The organism is Motiliproteus sp. MSK22-1, assembly GCF_001968815.1.
Classification (GTDB): Bacteria; Pseudomonadota; Gammaproteobacteria; order Pseudomonadales; family Balneatricaceae; genus Motiliproteus.
Genome location: NZ_MIEQ01000061.1, coordinates 120,004 through 144,515 on the forward strand (window position 1 = coordinate 120,004; position 24,512 = coordinate 144,515).

Consider the following 24,512-nt stretch of genomic DNA (forward strand, 5'->3'; position numbering starts at 1 on the left):
ACCGCAAACCGCCGGAACGGAGTAGCCCGCGTATAACGGTTGGAATAAGCTGTCAAGCAGGCTCGGCCGACAACGCATCCTTATAACAGGCGGGTCAGGCTATTACAAGAAGTCGTGGCTAAAGTTATTTAAGTACAACTTAATTTAAGACCTGTTGATAAACCAGCTTGATCAGCGCTGGCGAATAGTAGAATAATTTGATGGGACCTCCTAAATGCCAGATTTCAAGCGGTATAGAGTGTGCCCCACCAGGAAGCTGAATTCGCGGATTGCTTTGAGAAAACATATACTGACAAAGAAACATTGTTTTCCACTGAGGCCACTAAAGTACTTACCGATTATAGAGAAAAGGCTTTCAGGCTTTACTGTTGAGTTTTCGATTTAAGTTACTCTTGGAAATCCCTAACTGCTCCGCGGCACGAGTCTGATTACCATCGGATGTATGAACCGCCAATTCAATAATCTGCTCTTCAAGCTGTTGCAGTTTTTCCTTTAACTGCATGGGTTGCTGATAATGGGCTTGAGTTAAAGTTTCGATGACCAGCGCATGACTGGCCTTAAACTGCCGACGTTCTTCTGTAAACGGAACCTTCCGCAGCAACTTGAACTGAGCTACTTTATCTCCCGCTACAATCATTCGATTATAAAAAATCAGAAAGAAGCTAACAGTTATTGCGATTAACATTGTAGCATTAATTTTATAACCTAGATTCATCAAAATCATAATTACAAAAGATGACAATATTGTAGGTAAAAAACCGATAATTAAAATAAGACACCGCCTACTAAAGAAGTAATTTTTTTGTCTAAAAACACCAGCAATAAGCATAAACATCGCCAGCAACAATCCACAAACTATATATAACTGAATAATCCAGTAATATTCACCTGGAATTCTTGTTACCGAATAACCAATAGACTCGACACCCGAAACAAACAAATCCGAACTAAATAAAAGGGCACTAAACACCCCCATAACTAGATAGTATAAAATAGGTTTATAGAGAAATTTACAACCTGAAAGAAACGCACTTAAGTTAATAAAAGATGTAATAACAAAAAACAATGAAACATAATAAAGTAACAAAATATTCAGAGCATTGAGCATGTCATCAAAGAACAAAATAAAACCAAACAACTCACATAAGTTAAGGAAAAGCAATGCGATAAAAAACAAACCTAGATTCTTATCACTTTTCAACAAAACATGCCATGTATGGGCAAGCAGCCAAAATTTTATCATCAGCGCGATCATTGATGGCAATATATAAATTTCCATAAACAACCCTCAATTTATAGCAATACCTCTGCAATCAAAAATCATATAAAAAAACAAATTAAATCTGGAAGACACTTATAAAAACAACATTATTCATCCTTATTCTTAAGTTTACGATTTAAAGTGCTTTTAGATATTCCTAACTGAGCTGCGGCTCGTGCCTGATTTCCATCAGTTGATTGAACAGCAAGCTTAATAATTTGCTCTTCAATTTGCTGCAACTTTTCTTTTAGTTTAATCGGTTCTTGATAATGAGTATGCCCTAAAGCCTCCAATATAAGAGCATAACTATTCTTAAACTGAATACGCTCTTGAGTAAAAGGAACCCATCGCAACAAGTTAAACTGAGCTGATTTACTTTCTGTTAGAATCAAAACAACCAAAAAGAAAGTAATTGTTAATGAGACCAAAACTGTCGCATTTACCTTGTAACCAAGCTGCATTAATACAACAACGCTTATAAAAGCCAATATCGTGGGAAGAAAACCTAACAAAACGACTAGACATCTCCTTCGAAGAAAATGTTGACTTTGCTTAATCGTACCTATAGTCAGAAGTGTCAACGACAGTAACAAACCAGTAATAACATATGCTTGGACGATCCAGTAGTATTCACCGGGTACACGCGTAATTGAGTATCCTATAGATTGAGCACCAGCAATTAACGCATCTGAGCCAAATAAAAAAGCTGCAAGCAGACCTACAGAAGAATAATATACTCGGGGAAGATAAAAAGTACTTAGGCCAGATAGACGAGCACTTAAATTGACTAGGCTTGTGACCGTAAAAAAGAGTGCAACGTAATACAACAAAAGAACTAGCCCGGCTCTAGATATATCATTAATATATGAGAACAAGGTTAATTCGCAAAGATTTAGAAAAAACAAAGAAGCAAGAAACAGACCAAGTACTGTGTTTTCTTTTAACAGTACTCCACGAGCACGAACAAACAGCCAAAGCTTAATCACCAAGGCAATCGCCGAGGGCAGTGCGTAAATCTCCATACAGCATTAATCCATTAACTATAATATTCCGGTTTGCAGTGTCAATAACAACCAAGAAGGACCCTACAAGCAAACACCAAGTAGAGCCCTATTTTCAAGATCCATCTTCTTATTTGTCTAAGATCGAATTAGAACGTCAATCCTACCTGACTAATCGACAGTCCGCTACCGGTTCCAAGCAGCAATAATTTATCGCCGACGGTAGGCCGGACAAGATGCAAATTGAAGGGGATGGTGGCGCTTGTAATATTACCATAGTTTCGGTAGGTTACGGGGGCTCGTTCCGCTTCTATTCCTGTCATTCCAACTAACCGCTGATGAGGCTTGCGACCAACTTGATGACAAACCAGATGATCAATTTCATCTGGAGTCCATCCAAGACACTCATAAGTTTGTTCAATGAGATTGCCATGCATGGTTATAATCGCTTTGCTGATCTTATCCATTATCATTTCAACATGAAGATCCCCACTTCGCTCATAATTGTAGTAGCATAGGGAGGCATGCTGTCCCTCCGAAGTAAAGAGATACTGCTGAAAGCCTATGTCACTTTGTTTTTTTTTAGTACAACTGCACCACCAGCATCACCGACTGTAAGCACTCCTATTTTTTTTTTAAGTATGTCCAGATCCTCGTTTTCTTGAAGCATCTGCAATACATCAAACGATATACGGCTAGGAATTTCACCTGTCACAACCAACACATGCTCAGCCGCCCCCGCTGCAATATGAAGGTCAGCAATAGTTAAGCCGTTCATAAAACCATGGCAGGCATTGGATACATCCAGACAAATCGCTTTTGAATCCAGCTCTGTCTGGATTCGATGGGCCGTTGCAGGTTCTGACCAGTCCCCCTCAATACCACAGAAGATAATTAGGTCCATATCCCTTCCTACCAAACCCGCATCTTCCAGTGCAACCTTAGCCGCTTCCAATGCCAGGTCGGATGGCAGGCTATCAACCGGGGCTATACGCCGCTCTTCAATTCCGCAAACGGTATCCAACCAATCGTGTGCGATACCAAAACGACGCTCCGATCCAATTTCTTCCAAAAGTTCCTGGGAAGTAACTCGCTGGGAAGGCACATAACCACCGATGCCAACTATTTGTGAATGACCCTGCAAATGCATGGTATTTGAGCTGAGGCTTGTTTTAGATAGTTGTTGCATGATTTGTTACTCCATTAGTTCATTTTTATAACAACCCGCCCGGTGTCCTCAGTGTTTTCCAACAAGCTGACACAGGCATGGCCAAGCTACTTTACCGTGTCTTTTTCATTGTTTTCAGATATGGGAAATTGAAGAGAGCAAGATGAAGAACAAATCTTTGTTGCTGGAGGTACTGCCACGACCAACGTAAACCATTGATTTTAAAGCGTCCCATTTTTGGGACGGGGCTATTTTCAAGGTTTCAATTACGGGATTCAACTATCAAAAAATAAACCTTTACCCCGACAAATTGTGATGATAAATAACGGGGAACAGGACGTAAAACCGACACAAGGCAGTCCTCGCAATTTGAGATATGTGGCGACACATCGACAAGGAAAAGGTCATGGATATGAGTACTGACGACAAGACAAACAAGTCCGTATTTGAAACAGAAATTGAAGCAATGCTCGGCCGACTGGAAACAGCCTGCTCACTAAGAGAAGATTTGTTTATAAACCGGTTAGAGAAAATTCTTTGCCAAATTGATGGCTTCTCTTCAGCCCCTACACACCAACAGCGACTTCTGGTATTTGCCATCGGAAGCTTTGCCTGCCACAACAATGACCAGGAACTACAGTTTTTATGTGAAGACTTTTTAGGCATGCAAATTGACACTGATTGGCAGGAAGACGCCTCAGGGTTTCTGTAACGGTCAACTCAAGCCACGAACCAAGACTCAACCGTTAATGATAAATAAAAAATAGAATGTGGTCTTCAGTACTTGTCTGGAGCCTGGGTCTATGAGCTGTAGTCGTCACTGACTATGCAGTTCGTTTATACACATAATCCCCCAATAGCCTGGGTATGAACGAAACCGTCTGGTTTCTATCTCATATCTTACTTGCAGCTATTTCGGTATATTTATACGTTCAGCCCTTAGGTAACTATCAGTTGCTGAACGTAATTGTAAAACTTCTCATAGCGGTGACGACAGGCGGAATGTACTATATCGGAATAATCGGTTTTTATGTCATCGAAAGCGGGATAGATTCACTATAGAAGTTGATATTATCCTCTTTTTATACAATAAGTCCGACCTAATCAGCTAAGGGAGTCAGCGAGTAAACTTCTTCGACCAAATTGGTAATAGTGGACTTATTTTTAGCTTCCTCAGCACTAATCCTTGATTTTATGTCCGTCCGATTCTAGATTACAGAGCAATTAAAAATCTTTATTTAGCAAAGAATCAACTTATTCGTACTAACCAATATATTTTATGTTGATTATGGTTAGTTTTATTTAACACATTAATTAGGAGTTATATTTTATGTCACGAGGTGCTGGAGGCACGACAGGCGGAGCCGGGCAGTTTTTTATCGGATTCGCCATGATGTGTGGCGGTTTCTACATGCTTTTACAATCGATTAGCGTTACCTCTTCTTTTGGCATGGGTATGCGGCTTTACAGTCTGAATATGTACCAGTCCCAAATGCACCTCACCTCTGGAATGGTTATTATTCCAATGATCTTTGGCATTGGCATCATTTTCTACAATTCAAAAAACTTAATTGGCTGGTTGTTATTTCTAGGTGCATCCACCGCGTTAATATTTGGTGTTATTTCATCAATACATTTTCAAATGCGTCATATGACAGCCTTTGAGTTAGTCGTCATAGTGGTACTGTCTTTTGGAGGGTTAGGGCTGTTCTTGCGCTCATTAAAAGATTTTTCAAGATAGACTAAAAAGATTCATAATACTCCCCCCACAGTCATCATAAAGACAGATAGCCCCTATCCTGGGGTTCCTGGCATCAAGGACAATTCAGCTCACTATCGCTATACTGTGCAGCCTACAGTGTCAGGCCGTTAGTGAGTACTTTGATGACAGATCAGCAGCAGAATCGATGGCAGTTTTGGATTGACCGTGGTGGCACCTTCACGGATGTCGTCGCCCGAAAGCCGAATGGTGAATTAGTCAGCCATAAGCTACTTTCTGAAAACCCCGAGCGATATGCTGACGCCGCCATTCAAGGCATTCGGGATCTGCTGGGGGTCAAATCCATAGAGCCGATTCCATCCGATAAAATAGCCTCTGTAAAGATGGGAACAACGGTCGCTACCAATGCTTTATTGGAACGCAAGGGCGAGCCTACCCTACTGCTAATCAGCCGTGGATTCCGTGATGCTCTGCGGATCGGCTACCAGAATCGACCTAAACTGTTCGAACGCCACATCATACTGCCTGAACTACTGTATCAACAGGTCGAAGAAATCGAAGAGCGCCTGTCCGCAAATGGCGAGATAATTACACCGCTGAATGATAGCCACGCCCGTTCGGTGCTACAAACTGCTTATAACAATGGGCTTCGTTCTGTCGCCATCGTATTGATCCACGGCTATCGCTTTACTCAGCACGAGGAGAAATTAGCCAGCATCGCCAAACAGATCGGCTACAGCCAGGTTTCGACCAGCCATCAGGTCAGCCCGTTGATGAAGCTGATCAGTCGAGGTGATACCACCGTTGTGGATGCGTACCTGTCTCCTATATTACGTCGCTATGTTGATCAGGTGGCTGCCGAACTGGGCGATGTAAAACTGATGTTTATGCAGTCGAATGGTGGTTTAGTCGACGCCGAACTGTTTCAAGGTAAAGACTCCATTCTGTCAGGCCCTGCAGGTGGCATTGTCGGCGCGGCGCAAACAAGTACGACGGCAGGATTTGATCGTATCATTGGTTTTGATATGGGCGGCACCTCGACGGATGTTACCCACTATTGTGGTGAGTATGAGCGCGCCTTCGAGACTCAGGTGGCCGGTGTACGAATGCGAGCCCCCATGATGCAGATCCATACGGTTGCCGCCGGAGGAGGATCAATACTCAGTTTTGATGGCAGCCGCTACCGAGTAGGCCCAGACTCTGCTGGAGCCAACCCTGGTCCCGCCTGTTACCGCCGCGGCGGCCCCTTAACAGTCACCGATTGCAATGTAATGCTTGGAAAGCTGGACCCAGACTATTTTCCTCATGTGTTTGGTGCCGATGCTGATCAGCCTTTGGATAAACAGGTGGTTGAAGACAAATTCAGAGATCTGGCAAAGAAGATAGATACTGCAACAGGTCATCAGCAATCCCCCGAGCAGGTCGCTGAAGGGTTTCTAAGAATAGCCGTTGAGAATATGGCAAATGCCATTAAAGAAATATCCACACAGCGAGGTTACGACGTCACCCAATATGCACTGTGCTGTTTTGGCGGTGCGGGAGGTCAGCATGCATGTCAGGTAGCCGATGTTTTAGGCATGACTCAGGTGTTATTGCATCCCCTGGCAGGGGTTCTATCCGCCTATGGTATGGGTCTGGCAGATATCCGCAGTTTACGACAACAGGCCGTTGAAGCGCTATTCTCTGAGTCTCAGCTGTCGGAATTGTTACCCATTTTCAACACTTTGGAAGAAAAGACTCGACTGGAAGTCATTGCTCAGGGAATTTCCGAAGCACATATCCAGGTGCTCTACAAAGCTCATCTCAAATATCAGGGAACGGACACTCCTTTGATAGTCGACTTTCAAGGTTACCAAGATAGCTGCCGGGCTTTTAACGCTGCCCATCAACAACGCTATGGTTTTATCGTGGAAGATAAACCTCTGATTTTAGAGGCAATATCAGTAGAAGTGGTAGGCAGAACCAGAGACTCCATCTGCGAAAAAAGCGAACATCAGCCACAACAGACAACAGCAAGGAAATCCCCTCTCACTGCGATTGGAGAACGGATGCTCTGGAGCGAACAGCAATGGCATAACTCACCCGCTTATCAACGCAGTGATATCCGACCGGGTGATCGTATTGATGGACCAGCTCTTATCATTGAAGCTACCGGCACTAATGTCATTGAAGCAGGCTGGCAGGCCCAGTGCTCTATCCATAATGACTTGATTTTGGAAAGAATAATCTCCCTGCAACGACAACAGGCAATAGGTACTCAGGTCGATCCGGTTATGCTGGAGGTGTTTAACAACCTGTTTATGTCCATCGCCGAGCAAATGGGCTCTACTCTGGAGAACACCAGTTATTCCGTCAATGTCAAAGAGCGTCTGGATTTTTCTTGTGCCCTGTTCGATCGCCAGGGTCATTTGGTAGCCAATGCTCCCCACATGCCCGTCCACCTTGGTTCCATGTGGCAAAGCATCCAGAGCGTCATGACCAAGCACCTTGACACTATGCGGCCCCATGACGTCTACGTACTCAATGCTCCCTATAACGGCGGTACACATCTACCGGATATCACCGTCATTACCCCCGTTTATAATCAGACTGAAACGGATGTACTTTTCTATGTGGCATCCCGTGGACATCATGCAGATATTGGTGGTATCACCCCCGGATCAATGCCACCAGGCAGTCAGACTGTCGAAGAAGAAGGAGTATTGATTGACAATATAAAACTGATGGACCAGGGCTGCTTTCTTGAGGATGACATCCGTCAGTTACTGAGTTCGGGCTCCTACCCTGCCCGTAACCCCGATCAGAACATTGCCGATCTCAAAGCCCAGATTGCGGCCAATGAAAAAGGAGTTCATGAGCTGCAGCGAATGATCAATCAGTTTACGCTACCGGTTGTTGAAGCTTACATGCAACATGTACAGGATAACGCGGAAGAATCCGTGCGCCGGGTACTGGATCAGCTGGATGATGGCGATTATTACTATCCTGTCGAAAATGACTGTGTCATCCAGGTCAGTGTTCGAGTAGATAAAACGCGCAGATCTGCCTGTATTGATTTTACCGGTAGTTCAGAGCAGCAAGCTAACAACTTTAATGCACCAAAAGCGGTGTGCTATGCCGCGGTACTCTATGTTTTCCGCACCTTAGTGGATGAAGACATCCCCATGAATCAAGGCTGCCTGAAGCCACTGGACATCATTATTCCTGAGGGTTCCATGTTGGCACCGGAATACCCGGCCGCAGTGGTCGCTGGCAATGTAGAAACCTCTCAATGGATAACCGATGCTCTTTATGGTGCACTCGGTGTACTGGCCGGATCTCAGGGGACCATGAATAACTTTACCTTCGGCAATCAGCAACATCAGTATTACGAAACCATCGCGGGTGGCTCAGGTGCAGGAAATGGATTTGACGGCACAAGTGCAGTCCAAACCCATATGACCAACTCTCGCCTGACTGACCCTGAAGTGCTTGAATGGCGCTACCCTGTAGTATTGGAAGATTTCCAGATTCGCCACAATTCAGGCGGTGCTGGACATTGGCGCGGTGGTGACGGAACGATCCGCCGAATACGTTTCCAGGAAAAAATGACCGCTGCTATACTTTCCTCCCATCGCTCCGTTGCCCCTTTTGGAGCTCAGGGAGGTGAACCAGGACAGTGCGGTGAAAACTGGCTGGAACGGGCAGACGGGTCAAGAGTGCGTTTATCCGCTACTGATCAGGTTGAGTTAGATCCCAACGACTGTATTGTTATCGCAACTCCCGGCGGTGGCGGTTACGGGACCAGAAATCAATAAATCGTCTAAATGTCAGGGTATTTTGTCAGTAATCTGTTTAACCTGCCGCATACCCTGACGTATACTTAACCACATGTTTTTCTCCCATATAAAGCAGCTCACCCATCGGTTCATAATAGGCCTGGTACGCTGCTATCAACTTCTGATCAGTCCGTTTCTCGGCAACAATTGTCGTTTTTACCCGAGCTGCTCAAGCTATACCATTGAAGCGATGGAGACTCATGGCTTGCTGAAAGGTTTTTACCTCGGTATTCGACGGGTATTGCGGTGTCATCCTTATCACGAAGGAGGACTCGACCCAGTCCCACCTGTTTCACCTCAGGCTGCCCCTCCCGAATAACGCCTTCAGATTATTGCCCCTTCAAACTGTCATTCAATCAACCAGTCGCTTTTGCCTGGCAAACAACACCTTTTGTCTGTCAATCAGCTGGTATTTTCCAACAACCTGTAAAACAGACTGGAACTTAATAAAAACAACTACCTAATTAGCATTGACCCTTTCATCACATCTGGCTATAAGACTAGTATCCCATGGCGTTGGAGGGTCAATATGTTTACCACCACTACGATTCTGCTTGTTGTCTGTCTCTACATGGCACTGCTCTTCGGTATTGCTCAACTGGTAGAGAACCGCGCGCAGTCCCGTAGTCGAAAAACCTTACACCCGTTAATCTATGGACTGGCAATCACCGTCTATGCAACCTCCTGGACATTCTATGGCAGTGTCGGTTTTGCTGCCGAGTCCGGCCTTCTTTACTTTGCAATTTATATCGGAGCCATTCTTGCCGTATTGAATTGGTGGCGGATTTTAAGACCAATGATTCGCGCCAAGGAAACCTACCATATCAGCAGCATCGCTGATTTTATCTCGGCGCGTTATAACCGCTCACCCACAGTTGCTGCGCTGGTTACCCTGATCGCGCTGCTTGGGATTATTCCTTACATTGCTCTTCAGCTTAAAGCCGTAATCAGTACTTATGAGATTATTGCGGCGCCAACCAATGACAGCGGATACAGCAGCCTGTTTACCGGTATTCTTATCACGCTGTTCATGATTGCTTTTACCATCATGTTCGGTGCCAGACGTTTGGACCCTACAGAGCGTCATCAAGGTATGATGGCGGTGTTAGCCGTACAGTGCCTGATCAAATTATTTGCATTTCTGTCAGTGGGTGCATTTGTTACCTATGGCCTTTACGAAGGCTTTGGCGATATATTCCAGCGCATCACCTGGGCCGGTCTAACCCACCTGGTAGGTTCCAGCACACCCGAAGGATCGGTGTTTGTCCAATGGATGACCCTGATCGTACTGGGGGCTGCTTCAATTCAATGCCTGCCCCGTCAATTTCATATAGCCGTGGTGGAAAATTCTAACGAGCGTAATATCCGGTTAGCTATTTGGTTAGTTCCTATTTATCTGGTGCTTATCAGCCTGTTTGTCATACCGATCACTGCGGGAGGGCTGCTACAGGGGCTTTCTATCAATGATGCAGATTCTTTTGTTCTTCTCTTGCCGCAGGAAGCCGGTAATAAGGGCTTGGCACTACTGGTGTTCATCGGTGGATTTTCCGCCGCTACGGGGATGATCATAATCAGCGCGATGACACTATCAACAATGGCAACCAACCATCTCTTGTTAAATGCCATTGAACGGTTCAGCAGCTGGAAATTCCTGCGTCATTACCTACTGCAATGCCGCTGGCTGATGATTACCCTGATTCTGAGTAGCAGCTATTGGTTTGCCTGGGAGTTCAGCGATTCTTACATGCTGGTCGCAATGGGTATGATTTCTTTTGCGGCGGTATTCCAGTTCGTACCGGTTCTATTCGGCGGACTGTTCTGGCACAAGGGAAATAAGGTGGGGGCCATTCTAGGCCTCTGTGCGGGCTTTTTTGTCTGGTTTTACACTCTGGTCGTACCAGCATTTATCGATCAGGGGTGGTTAACAGCTGAGTTACTGACATCCGGACCTTTAAATATAAGCTGGCTCAGACCCGAAGCACTCTTCGGACTGGAAGGAATGTCCTCACTGAGCCACAGTGTACTCTGGTCATTTATTTTCAATACGCTGTTTTATGTCGTTGGCTCTTTGGCTTACCGGCCCGCCAAACTGGAACGAACTCAGCTCACCGAGTTTATGAATGCTCTGAGAACAGGTCAATCAACTCATAAATCTCGACCAACAGGTCTGGATAGCTATGTGCCTATTGGTCTCAAACGCCGGGAAGCCATCCAGTTATTGTCCGAGTATCTGCCACTGGATAAAGCTGAGAGTGCAGTAGCGCTGATAGCCGAGGATTTGCTGGTCGCCAATAAGAAGCACATAACCATTATTGAACTGGTAGAATTTCACCGTATGCTCGAACACGTTTTGTCTGGATCAATCGGCGCTGCCAGTGCTCACAAAGCCATCGAAACTCAAATCAAATACTCGGAGCGTGAAACCCGGGATCTTCAAGCCGTATACAGCCACATTCAGAGTGAATTACACAGCCAGGGAAACGCTGACAATTCAGTGAGCAATCTTAACAGGCCGGGAGATAATCGATTCGCAATTATTCAAAACCTGCAAACCCGTATTGACGAACAGGAATCCCAAATTAATCAGCAAAAAATAGCTTTGGATAAAGCGCTGGAAAACAGGGACAACTCGGATCAGAAACTGTTTGAGCAACGCCTGCTCAATCAAAAATTAATTCAGGAGGTGAAGTCACTCAGAAAGCAAATCGAACAAAACGTCAAAGACTCATCTGCGATATAAGCGCAGCATTCAGTTTAGTTAATGCACCCCCTAAACTCGGTGAATCAGGGCAGCTTGAACAGTCGAAGAAGTTAGTCCTCAAGGTCGTGATGACTGCCGTCACAAAAGGGAGCATCCTCGGTGTGCTTGCAGAGACAGAAGAGCGCACTCTGCTTCTGTTCAATAGAAAATTTAAGCGGTTTTAACCCAGTTCCTTTATGGGAGCCATCACAAAAAGGTTGATTGACCGATCGGCCACAGCGACAGAAATAGTACTCCCCAGGTTCCAACACTAGCTCAACCGGCCCGCGACCGGCCTCGATCGGCTCACACTTGGTATCAGTCATCTGCAACCACCTCTACATGGAGTTTGTATTCAGTGTAGCAGCAAGAAAGCATTCGTTCTTTTACTACCTAAATATTGTTAGGCAACGTTGATGCACAGATAATACAAAGAAATCTCTAAAATTAAGCTTGGAATGCCACTTTTTTAATCTGAACTTACTTCTCTGGTAAAGCCTTACTTAATACTCTGAACTCATAATTTTGAACTTCATGATAGAGACAAATATTACAGGGGTTGTTAGCCATTGGGTTGAGACAATCACCTGATGGTAGAATATTCTACTGTCAGATTTATTCAATAAGGTATCCATGCACCAAGGCCCTAGGGTATAGTTTGGCTTGAAGAGAAATGTTCATTAACGTCCATGGCCACCTGGAAGAAGGGGTACAAGACGAATCGTAGAAGAGCTTTTCAGTTCCTGTCTAGTCATCATCAGTCTTGCGCAGATACAGACTATGCGCAGAGAAGGATATGCACATGATCCACCTAACAAGTAAGTTTTTAGTTTAACTTAATTAAGATGAAATTTAAGGAAATTACACAATGTCCGTTGAAGAAGACCTCTTCGCTTTGCTGAATGCAGGAAAAATCAATGATGCAATGCAAATCGCGTGCAATACATTCCTATTTAATCTTGAAGAAACCAACGCAATCATATTTTTATCTAGGGTTCTGGATGAACTCGGATTCAACGATGAATCGGAGAGTATTAATAAATACTTAAATGAATATATTGCTTTTCGTAAAAATACTGCAAAAGAATGGAATGAAAATATAGCTTTAGGGAAAGCTAGTGACAATCATTCACATGGGTATAAGCGCGATGTAAAAAACCTACTAACTCACCCTTATTGGGATAAACGTGCACAGAAAATTTCGAAATTAATACCTAAAGGCACTAAACTTTTGGATTTGGGTTGTGGAGAAATGTTGATAGAAAACTACTTAGATTCCCCCCAAGAATATATTCCCTGTGATATCCACCCTAGGGATAATAGAACCATAATTTGCGACTTTGACAAGCAAGAATATCCCGATTTCAATCTTCTTCCTTCATGCGTTATTTGTTTAGGTGTATTAAACTACTTAAATAATCAAAAACCTCTTATGGAGCGTATTTGTTCCTATAATGCTCAAAGTGTCATAATTACATTTAAACCAATGGAGTTTATTCAGAAAAAAGTTACTCTAGGCCATTTCCCCCCTGCTTTGAAGCTGAGTGAAGTTAAAGAAATCATGCAAAGCAATGGGTACAAAGTAGGATCAAAATTCCTTCTAGGCCAAGGTGACGAAATTTTATTCCATGGGATAAAGAAAAAATGAAAAATTATTTATTACTAATTATGACAAATTAGTCACTGGGGTTTTGATACAAAAATTTCAACATGTGGCATTACATCACCTGTTGGATGTAGAATTTCAGATGGACTCTGATCAAACACCTTCTATATGAAAATTTTAAAATCCTCGTGTATACTCGAAAATCTCCTTATTACCAAAGTTATGAGAATTTAGACAATGTATTTTTATAAATTCTAAAGTAGATATATAACCTTTAGAGGATATTACATTCTAGTACCTATAAAAATACTAAGATGAATATGGTTTATCCAACGACATGATAAATTAATACCTTAAACATATAACATTAATATGTTATCTATGCGGCCTGTGAGGTTCATTTCAAGAAAGTTAAACACGCTCCTAGAAAAATGATTAAACGTAAAATACGCTGCTCTTCTAACATGAAAAATTTTATATGTTGTACTAAATTAATAAAAAAGGACGCACTTTGCATCCTTTTTAATGTAATCCTACTGCAAAACCAACAACACTACTGTTGAAGCCATCCCTTTAGTAGAATTTCATCAACTTGTAAATATGCATTCACTCCATGGTTATTATGCATAAATATTCTGAAGTGTTTTACAAATGGAGTGGGCGTTGACAACATGATAACCTGAGAATCAACTTCCTGTATAATAAAACTTTCATGGTCCGTGTAGTTTATACCATCCATGGAGTATTGAATCGTTATATCTTTCGGAAGCCTCATGGCGTACCCTGATTTAGAAAAAATTTCAAAACTTTCAACCATTGTGTTAATAGAAAACTCTATATTCAACCACTGATTAGCATTGGAATTGACAAATGATGTCCAAGTACCATATCCGTACCGTTCTGAAATAGCCTCGGGTACAATACCTACACTCCCTTTGAAACGATATCCATCAAAAGATCCAGCAGGTTCGTATCCAGATGAACCATCAGAATACGTACTGCTGGCCGTATAGCTCGCTGCTGTTAAACTATTAGTTCCCAGAAGCGAGACGAATTCACTAGGTGTATTCGGTTTTTCAACAGTAAGGCGTTGTAAGTAGACCTGAATATTATCTGTGGCAGTTCTGACTTCAATATCTGCGTTTCCGTCACCATCAATATCTCTTACCGAAAAACCTTTAATATCAAAAATAGCTGTTTCATGCGGAGTTTCAAAACAAAGTGATGATTCAAGTCCAATCGTGCACTCTGTTCCCAAGTAAATGACAATTCGATCATCTACTCCACCGCTGCTCTCTTTTCTAACTAGGTCGAGAACGCCATCCCCATTTATATCGCCAACTTGACTGGATTCAATGAGAGTGCTTGATAGGCTTGGCGAGGAAGCTTCGAAACACAACTCATGACCATCTGTCGTAGTGCAGTTACTATAAGCAGGTTGAGCAATGAAAATACTTAATAGGATTACAGATATTCGTTTCACAGTTTAGAAATCCTTTATCTATTTATGGGAGTATTAAAATCGCGAATAACGGTAACTTATCTCCAACAAAACTAACTTAACCGTCAAATTATACTAAAATACGGATAAAAAATAGAATCCCCCCTATGTCCAAAATCTATACACTTTTCTGACAATGTCGATAGCTTTAGAACATCCTGATTCTCGACAATCTAGTGAGCCAATATTCCTTCATCAATTTCTCCATATCATTTGTTATCAGCTAAGGTATAGTCCAATAGAACCCCAATTTACATCAGATCACCTACTGTTGAACAAAGTGTAAAGAGTTTTCATATAATAGTTTCATCTTCGGGATCCGGTGACCAGTTAACTCCACACGAACTCATCACTATTACTTAAGATGAACAACATTTTACATCGAGCCATACTAGTAAGAACTCCACAGAGCATCATACAATCGACCTTGATAAGCAGCTTATCAAGACCCAGGCTAATAACGATATGAAATAAAGAGATAGATGAGTATCACTGATAATAGATATACTAGTGGGTCTCCGGATGAGAAAAACAAAGGAACAGACTGATGAGTAACCTTTACGCTGACAATTCTCTGACCATAGGAAAGACCCCTCTGGTCAAGCTAAACCGTATTACCGATGCCAATATCTGGGTAAAGCTTGAAAGTCGAAACCCTGCAAATTCCGTGAAATGTCGTATCGGGGCCAATATGGTCTGGGAAGCAGAAAAGTCTGGAGCCCTGAAGCCAGGTATGACTATCGTAGAACCCACCAGCGGGAATACCGGTATTGCATTATGTTTTGTTGCGGCAGCCCGTGGCTACAAGGTGATTTTAACAATGCCTGAGACCATGAGCTTAGAACGTCGCAAAGTCATGAAAGCGCTGGGCGCAAATATAGTGTTAACAGAAGGCCCCAAAGGAATGAAGGGAGCTATTGAAAAGGCTAGCGAAATTGTGGACAGTGATCCGGATAGTCACTTTATGCCGCAACAGTTTGAAAACCCAGCCAACCCACAGATTCATGAAAAAACCACTGGACCTGAAATATGGGAAGATACCGATGGCAACATTGATATTCTGGTTTCAGGTGTCGGCACTGGAGGTACTATCACCGGTGTTTCACGCTATATCAAGAAGACTCAGGGCAAAGCGATCACTTCCGTAGCCGTTGAACCCACAGCCTCACCCGTTATCAGCCAGCACCTTCGTAATGAAGCGCTACAGCCGGCCCCTCATAAAATCCAAGGCATTGGCGCTGGTTTTATTCCAAAAAATCTGGATTTATCACTAGTCGATCAGGTTGAACTTGTCAGCAATGAAGAAGCAATCACAATGGCTAAGCGGTTAATGACCGAGGAAGGCATACTCGCTGGAATTTCCTGTGGTGCGGCTCTTGCTGCAGCACTAAAAGTGGCTCAACAAGAGCAACACAAAGGCAAAAATATTGTTGTAATACTGCCTGATTCTGGTGAACGCTACCTCTCAACTATACTTTTTGATGGAGAGTTCAGCGACAACGAAAACGTCCAATAAACAGCCTCTATCTACGGCATCTTCTATTCTACGACATCAGTTCCCAGCGTCGAAGCTCTGTTGCTTGACGCTGGGTTTATATAGCCTTTTTCAACCTTGTCGACAACAATCTAATCAGGAACAGAGTTTTCCCTGACTCATATCAAACTTTTCTAAAGCACAATACGGTAAACTAAGGTTTCCACCGACAACTGAAATCTGCCAAGGTACGCCAGCATCCGGGGTGTGTAAAAGCCAGCAGGACGAACCGATGACTTCAGCAGAGGCTCCTTAACAGATGAGCTTTCCCTACAAAATCACCCTTACCTACTTTTTGTTTTCCATTGCCTGGATAGCTTCGTCAGATCATGCCTTGACGGTCTTGTTCGATGGTGATGATCTGTTTGCCGCCCAAACTTACAAGTCGTGGTTCTTTGTTGTGTTTACCAGCATTATGATGTTGCTTTTTTTACTGCGGGAAACCCGCAACAGAGAAAAAAATGAAGCCACTTTGGCTAAACAGCGGGAAAGCATCAGTAAACTAAGCCAGGCAGTCAGCCAGAGCCCGGTCAGTGTTATTGTAGCGAATGACAAGGGGCGCATTGAATATGTCAACAGCGCTTTCGAACAGGTCAGCGGCTACAGCATGAAAGAAATCCTTGATGCCAACCCCCAGCTGTTTGATCAGGGCAAAAACCCGCAGGCAATCTATGATGAACTCTGGAACACTATTAACGCGGGTAAACAATGGCAAGGCGAGCTGCTGAATCGTCGCAAAAATGGCACTAGCTACTGGGTTTACGCAAAGGTTTCCCCAGTACAGAATGATGAAGGCGAGATTACCCACGTCCTGGCGATTGAAGAAGATATAACCCAACGCAAGACTCAGGAAAACAGGATAAAACATCAAGCCAATTACGATAACCTGACAGAGTTGCCGAACCGCTTCCTGGCAATGGATCGAATGAGCCAATCGATCAACAATGCCATTCGTCATGATCATGCTGTTGTCCTTATGTTTATTGATTTGGATGATTTTAAGCGCATCAACGATTCTCTGGGAAATGAGATAGGTGACCAGCTGATAAGCCTGGCTGCATCGCGAATTGCTGAAACCGTTCGCCAGACCGATACCGTTGCTCGCTATGGCGGGGATGAATTCCTGGTAATCCTCAATCATCTGGACAGCCCTACTGACGCCCCCCGAGTTGCTGAGAAATTACTGTCCAGTCTGGGTAGCAGCTTCTTTATCGAGGGCCATGAATTAAATATAACGGCCAGTATCGGAATGGCCATTTTCCCAGAGGATGGGCAGGACCCCTACGAACTGTTACGAAATGCTGACGCTGCCATGTTTGCCGCCAAAGATGAAGGCGGAAACAGATACGAGTTCCATTCAGCAGATGTCAATGAAGCAGCCGTTGAGCGGATGAAGGTTGAGAAGAAACTTCGCCTGGCCCTGGAGCACAATGAATTATCCCTCCATTATCAGCCTTTAGTTGATATGGAAAGCGGGCGTATTATTAACGCAGAAGTACTGCTTCGCTGGAATAACCCGGAACTCGGGCTCGTTCCACCAGAGGTCTTCCTGCCACTGGCAGAAGCAACAGGGCTTATTGTTCCTATCGGTGAGTGGGTCATTCAAAACTCCTGTTCGCAGCTAAAGAACTGGCATCAGCATGGGGTTGAGCAACTGAGTCTGATGATTAACATTTCCCCTCGACAGTTTGGCGACCGAAACCTGGTCCGCTCAATTGTCGAAACCCTGGATAACCTTGAACTCAACGGTAACTGCCTTGAGCTTGAGATAACAGAAACCCTGTTATTGCGCAATCAGGACGAAACCCGTTCGACTCTCAGCAAACTCCGCGAGAAGGGAATCCGGATAGCCTTGGACAACTTTGGTTCAGGCCACTCCTCATTAAGTCACCTTAAACACTTCCCTCTGGACACACTGAAAATAGATCGTTCATCAGTCGGTGCTCTAAACCTGGAAAGTGAAAAAGCGTTGATGGAAGGAACACTGACGGCTGCCAGAGGATTGGGGCTCAAAACCGTTGGAGAAGGGGTAGAGACCTGTGAACAGTATAACTATCTGAAACACCAGGGGATTGATGAAGTACAGGGGTTTTTGTTCACGCCAGCCCTGCCTGCTGATGAATTCCTGGCTTATTACCAATCATTCAAGCAACCACCGTCACGAGATAGCGAACAGGATAATAATGCAAGCTAAGAGCAACCACAGCCTCTTAACTCCCTTAAAGACACTCTTTTAGCTCTTTTGAGATAAGTGGGCAGATAAGTAATGACCGGCCTGAATTACGACAGACTTCCCGATGAAATATAAAAAAACCGGAATCCTCACTGTGAATTCCGGTTTTTTTTGGTTTGATCAGCGAGCTTAAGCGCTCAACTGACCAGCATTAGTCAAATTTTTGACTGCTCTGCTAATCACTTCTGACTACAGAACCAAGCGACGAACGTCACTTAACACGGCACCCAGGGTATGCATAAAGCGCCCGGCATCAGCGCCATTTATCGCACGATGATCATAAGACAGAGCCAAGGGCAACATTGTCCGGGGAACAAACTCAGATCCATTCCACTTAGGCTTAACATCAGCTCGTGAAACCCCGAGAATAGCAACTTCTGGTGATGGAACTATCGGCGTAAAGCCCGTTCCTCCAAGCCCTCCCAGGCTGGAAATAGTAAAACATGAACCCTGCATTTCTGCGGGTTTCAGTTTACGATCCTTGGCTTTTGCACCCAGCTCTGCAGCTTCTTTTGCCAACTCAAATATGGATTTCTTATCAGCATCACGAATCACGGGCACTACAAGGCCTGCTGGAGTATCCATGGCAATACCAATGTGAATATATTTCTTATGGACAATATGCTCACCATCCGCATGCATAGAGACGTTGAAGTTTGAATGAGCCCGCAGAGCAAAAGCGACCGCTTTTATTAAAAACGGCATCGGTGTAACTTTTGTACCGGCCTTCTCTGCATCTGCTTTGATAGATTTTCTGAATGCTTCCAGATCAGTGATATCAATATCATCAAATTGAGTAACGTGAGGCACATTAAGCCAGCAGCGAGTCATGTTTGCTGCCGTAACTTTCTTAATCTTGCTCATCTTCTCCAATTCAATTTCACCAAATTGAGAGAAGTCCACCTCTGGAATCGCAGGAATACCGCTACCGGAGGCTGGAGCAGCGGCCTGAGGCGCTTTTTTCACTTCGGTAAGCGCCTTTTTGACGTAAGACTGAACATCTTCTTTCAGAATTCGTCCTTTTGGACCTGTCCCGGTGACCAGCAGCAGATCCACACCAAACTCTCTGGCTATGGCTCGAACAGCAGGCCCTGCATGCACCTTCTTATTGGATTTCTCCAAAACCTGAAGATCACCAGTACCGGTCGCAGCGGCACTTTTGGCGGGAGCGACAGAAGCAGGGGCAGGCGAAGTAGCAGCTGCCGCGGGAGCAGAAGCCTGGACAGCAGGTGCCGCAGAGGCACCTGCAATCTCCAGCTCCAGAATCTGATCACCTTCAGAAACAGTGTCGCCCTCCTTAATCTGTACAGACTTAACAACACCGTCTTTTGGTGCAGGCACTTCCATTGAAGCCTTATCAGTCTCCAACACGATTAAAGAATCGCCCTCGGCAATCTCATCACCGGCTTTAATACAAACCTCAATCACATCCACATCGGTACTACCACCGATATCGGGAACCTTGATAGCCTCAACAGCGCCAGCTACAGGAGCAGCTGGTGCCGGTGAAGAAGCTTCAGGTGCTGCCTCCGGAGTTGTGACAGGGGCAGACACCGCCGCTCCAGCAACCCTCAGTACAAGAATGGCATCACCTTCAGAGATAGTTCCGCCTTCAGTGACACTTAAAGACTCAACAACACCTGCTTTCGGTGCCGGTACCTCCATAGAGGCCTTATCTGTTTCCAAAACGATTAAAGAGTCACCTTCAGCGACTTCGTCACCAGCTTTGACGCAGACTTCAATAATATCTACATCTGAGTGACCACCGATATCAGGAACAACGATTGTTTCAGAAGCAGCGGTTTCAGAGGCAACGGTTTCGGAAGCAGAAACAGTACTGCTGGCTTCGGCAACCGGTGTAGTTGGAGCAGGCTCTGCAGCAGGAGCCGGTGCAGGAGTTTCTGCAACGGCGGTACCTGCTACAACCAACTGCAAAATGGCATCACCCTCTTTACAGGTATCGCCTTCCTTAATAGTCAAGGAAGCAACAGTGCCCCCTTCAGGAGCAGGAACCTCCATGGAAGCCTTATCCGTTTCCAACACAATCAGTGAATCACCTTCACTGATCTCATCACCGACAGCCACACAGACTTCAATAACATCAACATCTTCAGAGCCACCAATATCCGGGACATAAATCGTTTTAGCAGTCACAGTCGTTATCCTTTAATTTTCGTCGCTAACAATTCAAAAGTTGCTTACCCAAAGCTGCGGAGTTACACGGTCAATGGGTTAGGCTTCTCTGGATTGATGTTGAATTTCTTCAGTGCTTTAGTGACTTCAGCCGGCTTAATAGTGCCATCGTCTGCCAAAGCTTTCAGCGCTGCAATAACAACGTAGTATCGGTTAACTTCGAAGAATTCACGCAACTTACTGCGCGTATCGCTGCGACCAAAACCATCGGTTCCCAGCACACGGTAGGTACCGGGTACAAATTCACGAATCTGGTCAGCATAAGACTTGATATAGTCGGTAGACGCAATAACAGGCCCGTTACGATCTTCAAGACATTCCTCTACGTACGACTTACGACTTGGTTCTTCTGGGTGCAGCATGTTCCAGCGCGAGACATCAAGAGCTTCCCGACGAAGTTCGTTAAAACTGGTCGCACTCCAGACGTCAGACTCTACGCCATAATCAGTTCGCAGAATATCGGCAGCGGCACGCACTTCACGCAGAATGGTTCCGCTACCCATCAACTGGACTTTCTTCTTCGCGCTCTTTTTGCCTTCTTCCAACAGATATAGACCTTTGATGATCCCCTCTTCAGCTCCTGCCGGCATGGCTGGTTGCTGGTAGTTTTCATTCATCACGGTCAGGTAATAGAACTTGTTCTCTTTATCCTGGAACATCCGAGTCAGACCGTTCTGGATAATGACAGCTAATTCATAGCCGTAGGTAGCATCATAGGAAACACAGTTGGGAATCATGTTCGCCAGCAACAAACTGTGCCCATCTTCATGCTGAAGCCCTTCACCGTTGAGGGTGGTTCGGCCAGCAGTCGCACCAATCAGGAAACCACGGGCCTGAGAGTCACCCGCAGCCCAAACCAGATCCATCGTCCGTTGCAAACCAAACATGGAATAACTGATATAAAAAGGAATCAGAGTACAGTTGTGATTACTGTAAGAGGTGGCGGCAGCAATCCAGGCAGACATAGAGCCGGCTTCGTTGATACCCTCTTCCAAAATCTGACCGGTTTTTGATTCCTTGTACCACATGATCTGATCTCTATCATGCGGGACATAGCTCTGGCCTTCAGACGTATAGATACCCAGCTGGCGGAACATCCCTTCCATACCAAAAGTACGGGCTTCATCCGGTACAATTGGCACGATACGTTCGCCAATGTTTTTATCCTTGGCCAGCGTAGAAAGAGTGCGGACAAAAGACATTGTTGTAGAAAGTTCTCGTTTGCCACTGTCTTTCAGCTGACCACTCAGGGCCTCAAGAGGTGGGATTTCCAATGCTTCAAAATCAGCCCGACGCTGAGGATAGAAGCCACCCAATTTCTCACGACGCCCCATCATGTATTTCAGTTCAGGACTGTCCGGCGCAGGGCGGTAATATGGAACCGTCTTGAGTTGATTATCATCCAATGGAATATTAAAGCGATCACGGAAATCAACCAGATCATCCATTGCCACTTTCTTCATGGAATGGGTGTCGTTTTTAGCCTCACCCGACTTACCTGTGCCGTAACCCTTTACAGTCTGAGCAAGAATCACGGTAGGCTGACCTTTATGATTCACCGCTTCGTGATAGGCCGCGTAGACTTTATAAGGATCATGGCCACCACGGTTCAGGTTCATAATGTCTTCATCAGACATATCCTTAACCATTTCCAGCAGCTCAGGGTATTTGCCAAAGAAGTGCTCACGGGTATAAGCCCCTCCGTTAGCCTTACAGTTCTGCAGCTCGCCGTCGCACACTTCATTCATGCGCTTAAGTAACAGCCCCTTGTCATCTTTTTCGAACAATGGGTCCCAGTGACGCCCCCAGAGAACTTTGATTACATTCCACCCGGCACCACGGAATTCACCTTCCAGTTCCTGAACAATTTTACTGTTTCCGCGTACAGGACCATCAAGACGCTGCAGGTTACAGTTAATGACAAAGATAAGGTTTTCCAGATTCTCACGGCCCGCCAAAGATATAGCCCCCAGAGATTCAGGCTCATCACACTCACCATCTCCAAGAAAACACCATACTTTCCGATCGCCGCGGTTAATCAGTTCGCGAGCTGAAAGGTAGCGCATCACATGTGCCTGATAAATGGCCTGGATAGGACCAAGTCCCATGGATACTGTAGGGAACTGCCAGAAATCCGGCATCAGCCATGGGTGAGGGTAAGAAGAGAGACCGTTTCCATCAACTTCGCGACGGTAGTTATCCAACTGCTCTTCGGTCAGGCGACCTTCCAAATACGCGCGGGAGTAGATACCTGGTGCAATATGGCCCTGGAAAAACACCAGATCCCCTTCCTGCTCACCTTCAGGGCCACGGAAGAAGTTGTTGAAGCCAATATCATAAAGTGTCGCAGAAGAAGAGAAACTGGAAATATGACCACCAAGCCCTTCGTCATTGTCATTAGCCCGCATGACCATGGCCATTGCATTCCATCGAATGAGAGAGCGGATGCGACGCTCCATAAACAGATCACCAGGAAGCGGCTGTTCATCTTTTGGTTCGATGGTATTTACGTAAGAGGTGGTAAGGGAAGAAGGAGCTCCGGCTCCAAGCCCTTTTGCTTTTTCACCGAGTTTGGCAAGAAGATATTTTGCTCTATCTGAGCCTTCATTTTTCGCAACGGATTCAAGTGCGTCCAGCCATTCCTGAGTTTCAATAGGATCGATATCTTCGATTCTTTCTTCTTGCACAGTGATGTTCTCCATTAGTAACAACAAGCAGCAGATGTAGACAGCAAAGAGTTGGTATAAACGACAAGGAAACCTAAGCCTAGATCACCAGAAAGCAGTATTCACGCTGCAACGCAACATACCACCTCGTGTAAAAAACTGTAGGAATACTACAGAAACAACCTAAAGATGTCTACAAAATACACAACAACAGACATAAATTCCGCAAATATGTAGTAATACTACATTTAGATAAATTAGCTGGATATGTTTGCCCTACGTAATGATCGTTCGAGCCGGGTTTCTTCTTTGCCGTATTCCAACAACGCCTCCTCCACATAAGCCAGGTGCTCATGAGCAGCTTGACGTGCCTCCTCCGGATTGCCTGCAAAGATAGCATCCATCAGCACCTTGTGCTGGGCATGAATTTTGGTTCGGTGGCCTGCCTTGGGGTAGATATTCGAAAGGTTACTCATAACATTCTTTCGCAACAGACTTAACAACGCCCTCATGGTGTGTAAAAGCACCATGTTGTGCGTCGCACCAGCAATACAGAGATGAAAATCGACGTCCGCTGCCACTTCTTTCTCAAACTCTTTACTTCGGTGGTAGCCTTCAAGCTCGTCATAATGCTTTCTGATAGCAGCCTTGTCTGCCTCAGTACTCCGCAGTGCCGCATAGTAAGCAATGACCCCTTCCAGCGCATGACGAAACTCCAGCAAGTCGTACTGAGCCTCAGGGTGAGATGAAAAAAGCTCCATCAGCGGGTCAGAAAAAGAAGCACCTATTTTTTCAGACACATAGGTTCCGCCGCCCTGCCTGCTCGTCAGCAGCCCTTTGGCCACTAGCTTTTGAATGGCTTCACGTAAAGAAGGTCTGGAAACCTCAAACCGCTTGGCAAGATCTCTTTCCGAGGGAAGTCGCTGCCCAGGCTCCAGACTCCCTTCCAGAATCATAGTCTCCAACTCTTCCATGATGGCGTCGGAAATTTTCGGTTGTTTCACTCGTCGGTATGTCATCTCATTCACACATCAGCATTGGCCTTACCAAAGATACCAGATCTCATCTCAA

General features: G+C 44.9%; 17 protein-coding genes. 8 read left to right on the forward strand and 9 right to left on the reverse strand.

Annotated elements, in window-relative coordinates; all coding sequences use genetic code 11:
• Positions 1 to 355: 355 nt before the first annotated feature.
• The 4 genes from BGP75_RS18115 to BGP75_RS27255 form a co-directional block, all read right to left on the reverse strand.
• Positions 356 to 1,279, reverse strand: a complete 924-nt coding sequence (locus BGP75_RS18115) for a helix-turn-helix domain-containing protein (RefSeq protein WP_076720278.1) — start codon at positions 1,277 to 1,279, stop codon at positions 356 to 358.
• 89 nt (positions 1,280 to 1,368) lie between these two features.
• On the reverse strand, positions 1,369 to 2,283 hold the full coding sequence (locus BGP75_RS18120; RefSeq protein WP_076720279.1) for a helix-turn-helix domain-containing protein: 915 nt from the start codon (positions 2,281 to 2,283) through the stop codon (positions 1,369 to 1,371).
• 128 nt (positions 2,284 to 2,411) lie between these two features.
• Complete coding sequence (locus BGP75_RS27250; RefSeq protein ID WP_198939397.1) at positions 2,412 to 2,729, reverse strand: 3-oxoacyl-[acyl-carrier-protein] synthase III C-terminal domain-containing protein; 318 nt, start codon at positions 2,727 to 2,729, stop codon at positions 2,412 to 2,414.
• Between the two features lie 95 nt (positions 2,730 to 2,824).
• Positions 2,825 to 3,451 (reverse strand): 3-oxoacyl-ACP synthase III family protein, encoded by a 627-nt coding sequence (locus BGP75_RS27255; protein WP_198939398.1) that lies wholly within the window; start codon positions 3,449 to 3,451, stop codon positions 2,825 to 2,827.
• 385 nt (positions 3,452 to 3,836) lie between these two features.
• On the opposite strand from BGP75_RS27255, the gene BGP75_RS18130 reads away from it, so the two are divergent.
• The 5 genes from BGP75_RS18130 to BGP75_RS18150 all read left to right on the forward strand — a co-directional run bounded on the left by BGP75_RS18130 (position 3,837) and on the right by BGP75_RS18150 (position 11,708).
• On the forward strand, positions 3,837 to 4,142 hold the full coding sequence (locus BGP75_RS18130) for a hypothetical protein (protein ID WP_076720280.1): 306 nt from the start codon (positions 3,837 to 3,839) through the stop codon (positions 4,140 to 4,142).
• Positions 4,143 to 4,760: 618 nt separating this feature from the next.
• Positions 4,761 to 5,171: a hypothetical protein gene (locus BGP75_RS18135; RefSeq protein ID WP_076720281.1), complete on the forward strand. Its 411-nt coding sequence runs from the start codon at positions 4,761 to 4,763 to the stop codon at positions 5,169 to 5,171.
• A 143-nt stretch (positions 5,172 to 5,314) separates the two neighbouring features.
• Entirely contained in the window at positions 5,315 to 8,947 is a 3,633-nt protein-coding gene (locus tag BGP75_RS18140) for a hydantoinase B/oxoprolinase family protein (protein ID WP_076720282.1), read from the forward strand.
• Positions 8,948 to 9,020: 73 nt separating this feature from the next.
• Entirely contained in the window at positions 9,021 to 9,287 is a 267-nt protein-coding gene (yidD, locus tag BGP75_RS18145) for a membrane protein insertion efficiency factor YidD (protein ID WP_143821105.1), read from the forward strand.
• A gap of 210 nt (positions 9,288 to 9,497) precedes the next feature.
• Positions 9,498 to 11,708: a hypothetical protein gene (locus tag BGP75_RS18150; RefSeq protein ID WP_076720283.1), complete on the forward strand. Its 2,211-nt coding sequence runs from the start codon at positions 9,498 to 9,500 to the stop codon at positions 11,706 to 11,708.
• Between the two features lie 71 nt (positions 11,709 to 11,779).
• Here BGP75_RS18150 and BGP75_RS18155 read toward each other — a convergent pair whose 3' ends face one another.
• The gene (locus BGP75_RS18155; protein ID WP_076720284.1) at positions 11,780 to 12,034 is read right to left on the reverse strand and encodes a CDGSH iron-sulfur domain-containing protein; all 255 of its coding nucleotides are present in this window, start codon (positions 12,032 to 12,034) and stop codon (positions 11,780 to 11,782) included.
• Between the two features lie 542 nt (positions 12,035 to 12,576).
• Between BGP75_RS18155 and BGP75_RS18160 the strand changes: the two genes are divergently transcribed.
• Positions 12,577 to 13,356 (forward strand): hypothetical protein, encoded by a 780-nt coding sequence (locus tag BGP75_RS18160; protein ID WP_076720285.1) that lies wholly within the window; start codon positions 12,577 to 12,579, stop codon positions 13,354 to 13,356.
• A gap of 511 nt (positions 13,357 to 13,867) precedes the next feature.
• On the opposite strand, the gene BGP75_RS18165 is transcribed toward BGP75_RS18160, so the two are convergent.
• Positions 13,868 to 14,797 carry a hypothetical protein gene (locus BGP75_RS18165; RefSeq protein ID WP_076720286.1) on the reverse strand — a complete coding sequence of 310 codons (930 nt, stop codon included), beginning with the start codon at positions 14,795 to 14,797 and terminating at the stop codon, positions 13,868 to 13,870.
• Between the two features lie 565 nt (positions 14,798 to 15,362).
• Between BGP75_RS18165 and cysK the strand changes: the two genes are divergently transcribed.
• Positions 15,363 to 16,331 (forward strand): cysteine synthase A, encoded by a 969-nt coding sequence (gene cysK / locus BGP75_RS18170; protein WP_076720287.1) that lies wholly within the window; start codon positions 15,363 to 15,365, stop codon positions 16,329 to 16,331.
• A 277-nt stretch (positions 16,332 to 16,608) separates the two neighbouring features.
• On the forward strand, positions 16,609 to 18,543 hold the full coding sequence (locus tag BGP75_RS18175; protein WP_076720288.1) for a bifunctional diguanylate cyclase/phosphodiesterase: 1,935 nt from the start codon (positions 16,609 to 16,611) through the stop codon (positions 18,541 to 18,543).
• Between the two features lie 228 nt (positions 18,544 to 18,771).
• Here the strand turns inward: BGP75_RS18175 and aceF are convergent, their stop codons facing one another.
• From aceF to pdhR, 3 genes are all read right to left on the reverse strand, one after another.
• Positions 18,772 to 20,736: a dihydrolipoyllysine-residue acetyltransferase gene (aceF, locus tag BGP75_RS18180; protein WP_076720289.1), complete on the reverse strand. Its 1,965-nt coding sequence runs from the start codon at positions 20,734 to 20,736 to the stop codon at positions 18,772 to 18,774.
• A gap of 62 nt (positions 20,737 to 20,798) precedes the next feature.
• Complete coding sequence (gene aceE / locus BGP75_RS18185; RefSeq protein ID WP_369832134.1) at positions 20,799 to 23,462, reverse strand: pyruvate dehydrogenase (acetyl-transferring), homodimeric type; 2,664 nt, start codon at positions 23,460 to 23,462, stop codon at positions 20,799 to 20,801.
• Between the two features lie 236 nt (positions 23,463 to 23,698).
• Entirely contained in the window at positions 23,699 to 24,460 is a 762-nt protein-coding gene (gene pdhR, locus BGP75_RS18190) for a pyruvate dehydrogenase complex transcriptional repressor PdhR (RefSeq protein WP_076720291.1), read from the reverse strand.
• Positions 24,461 to 24,512 lie beyond the last annotated feature (52 nt).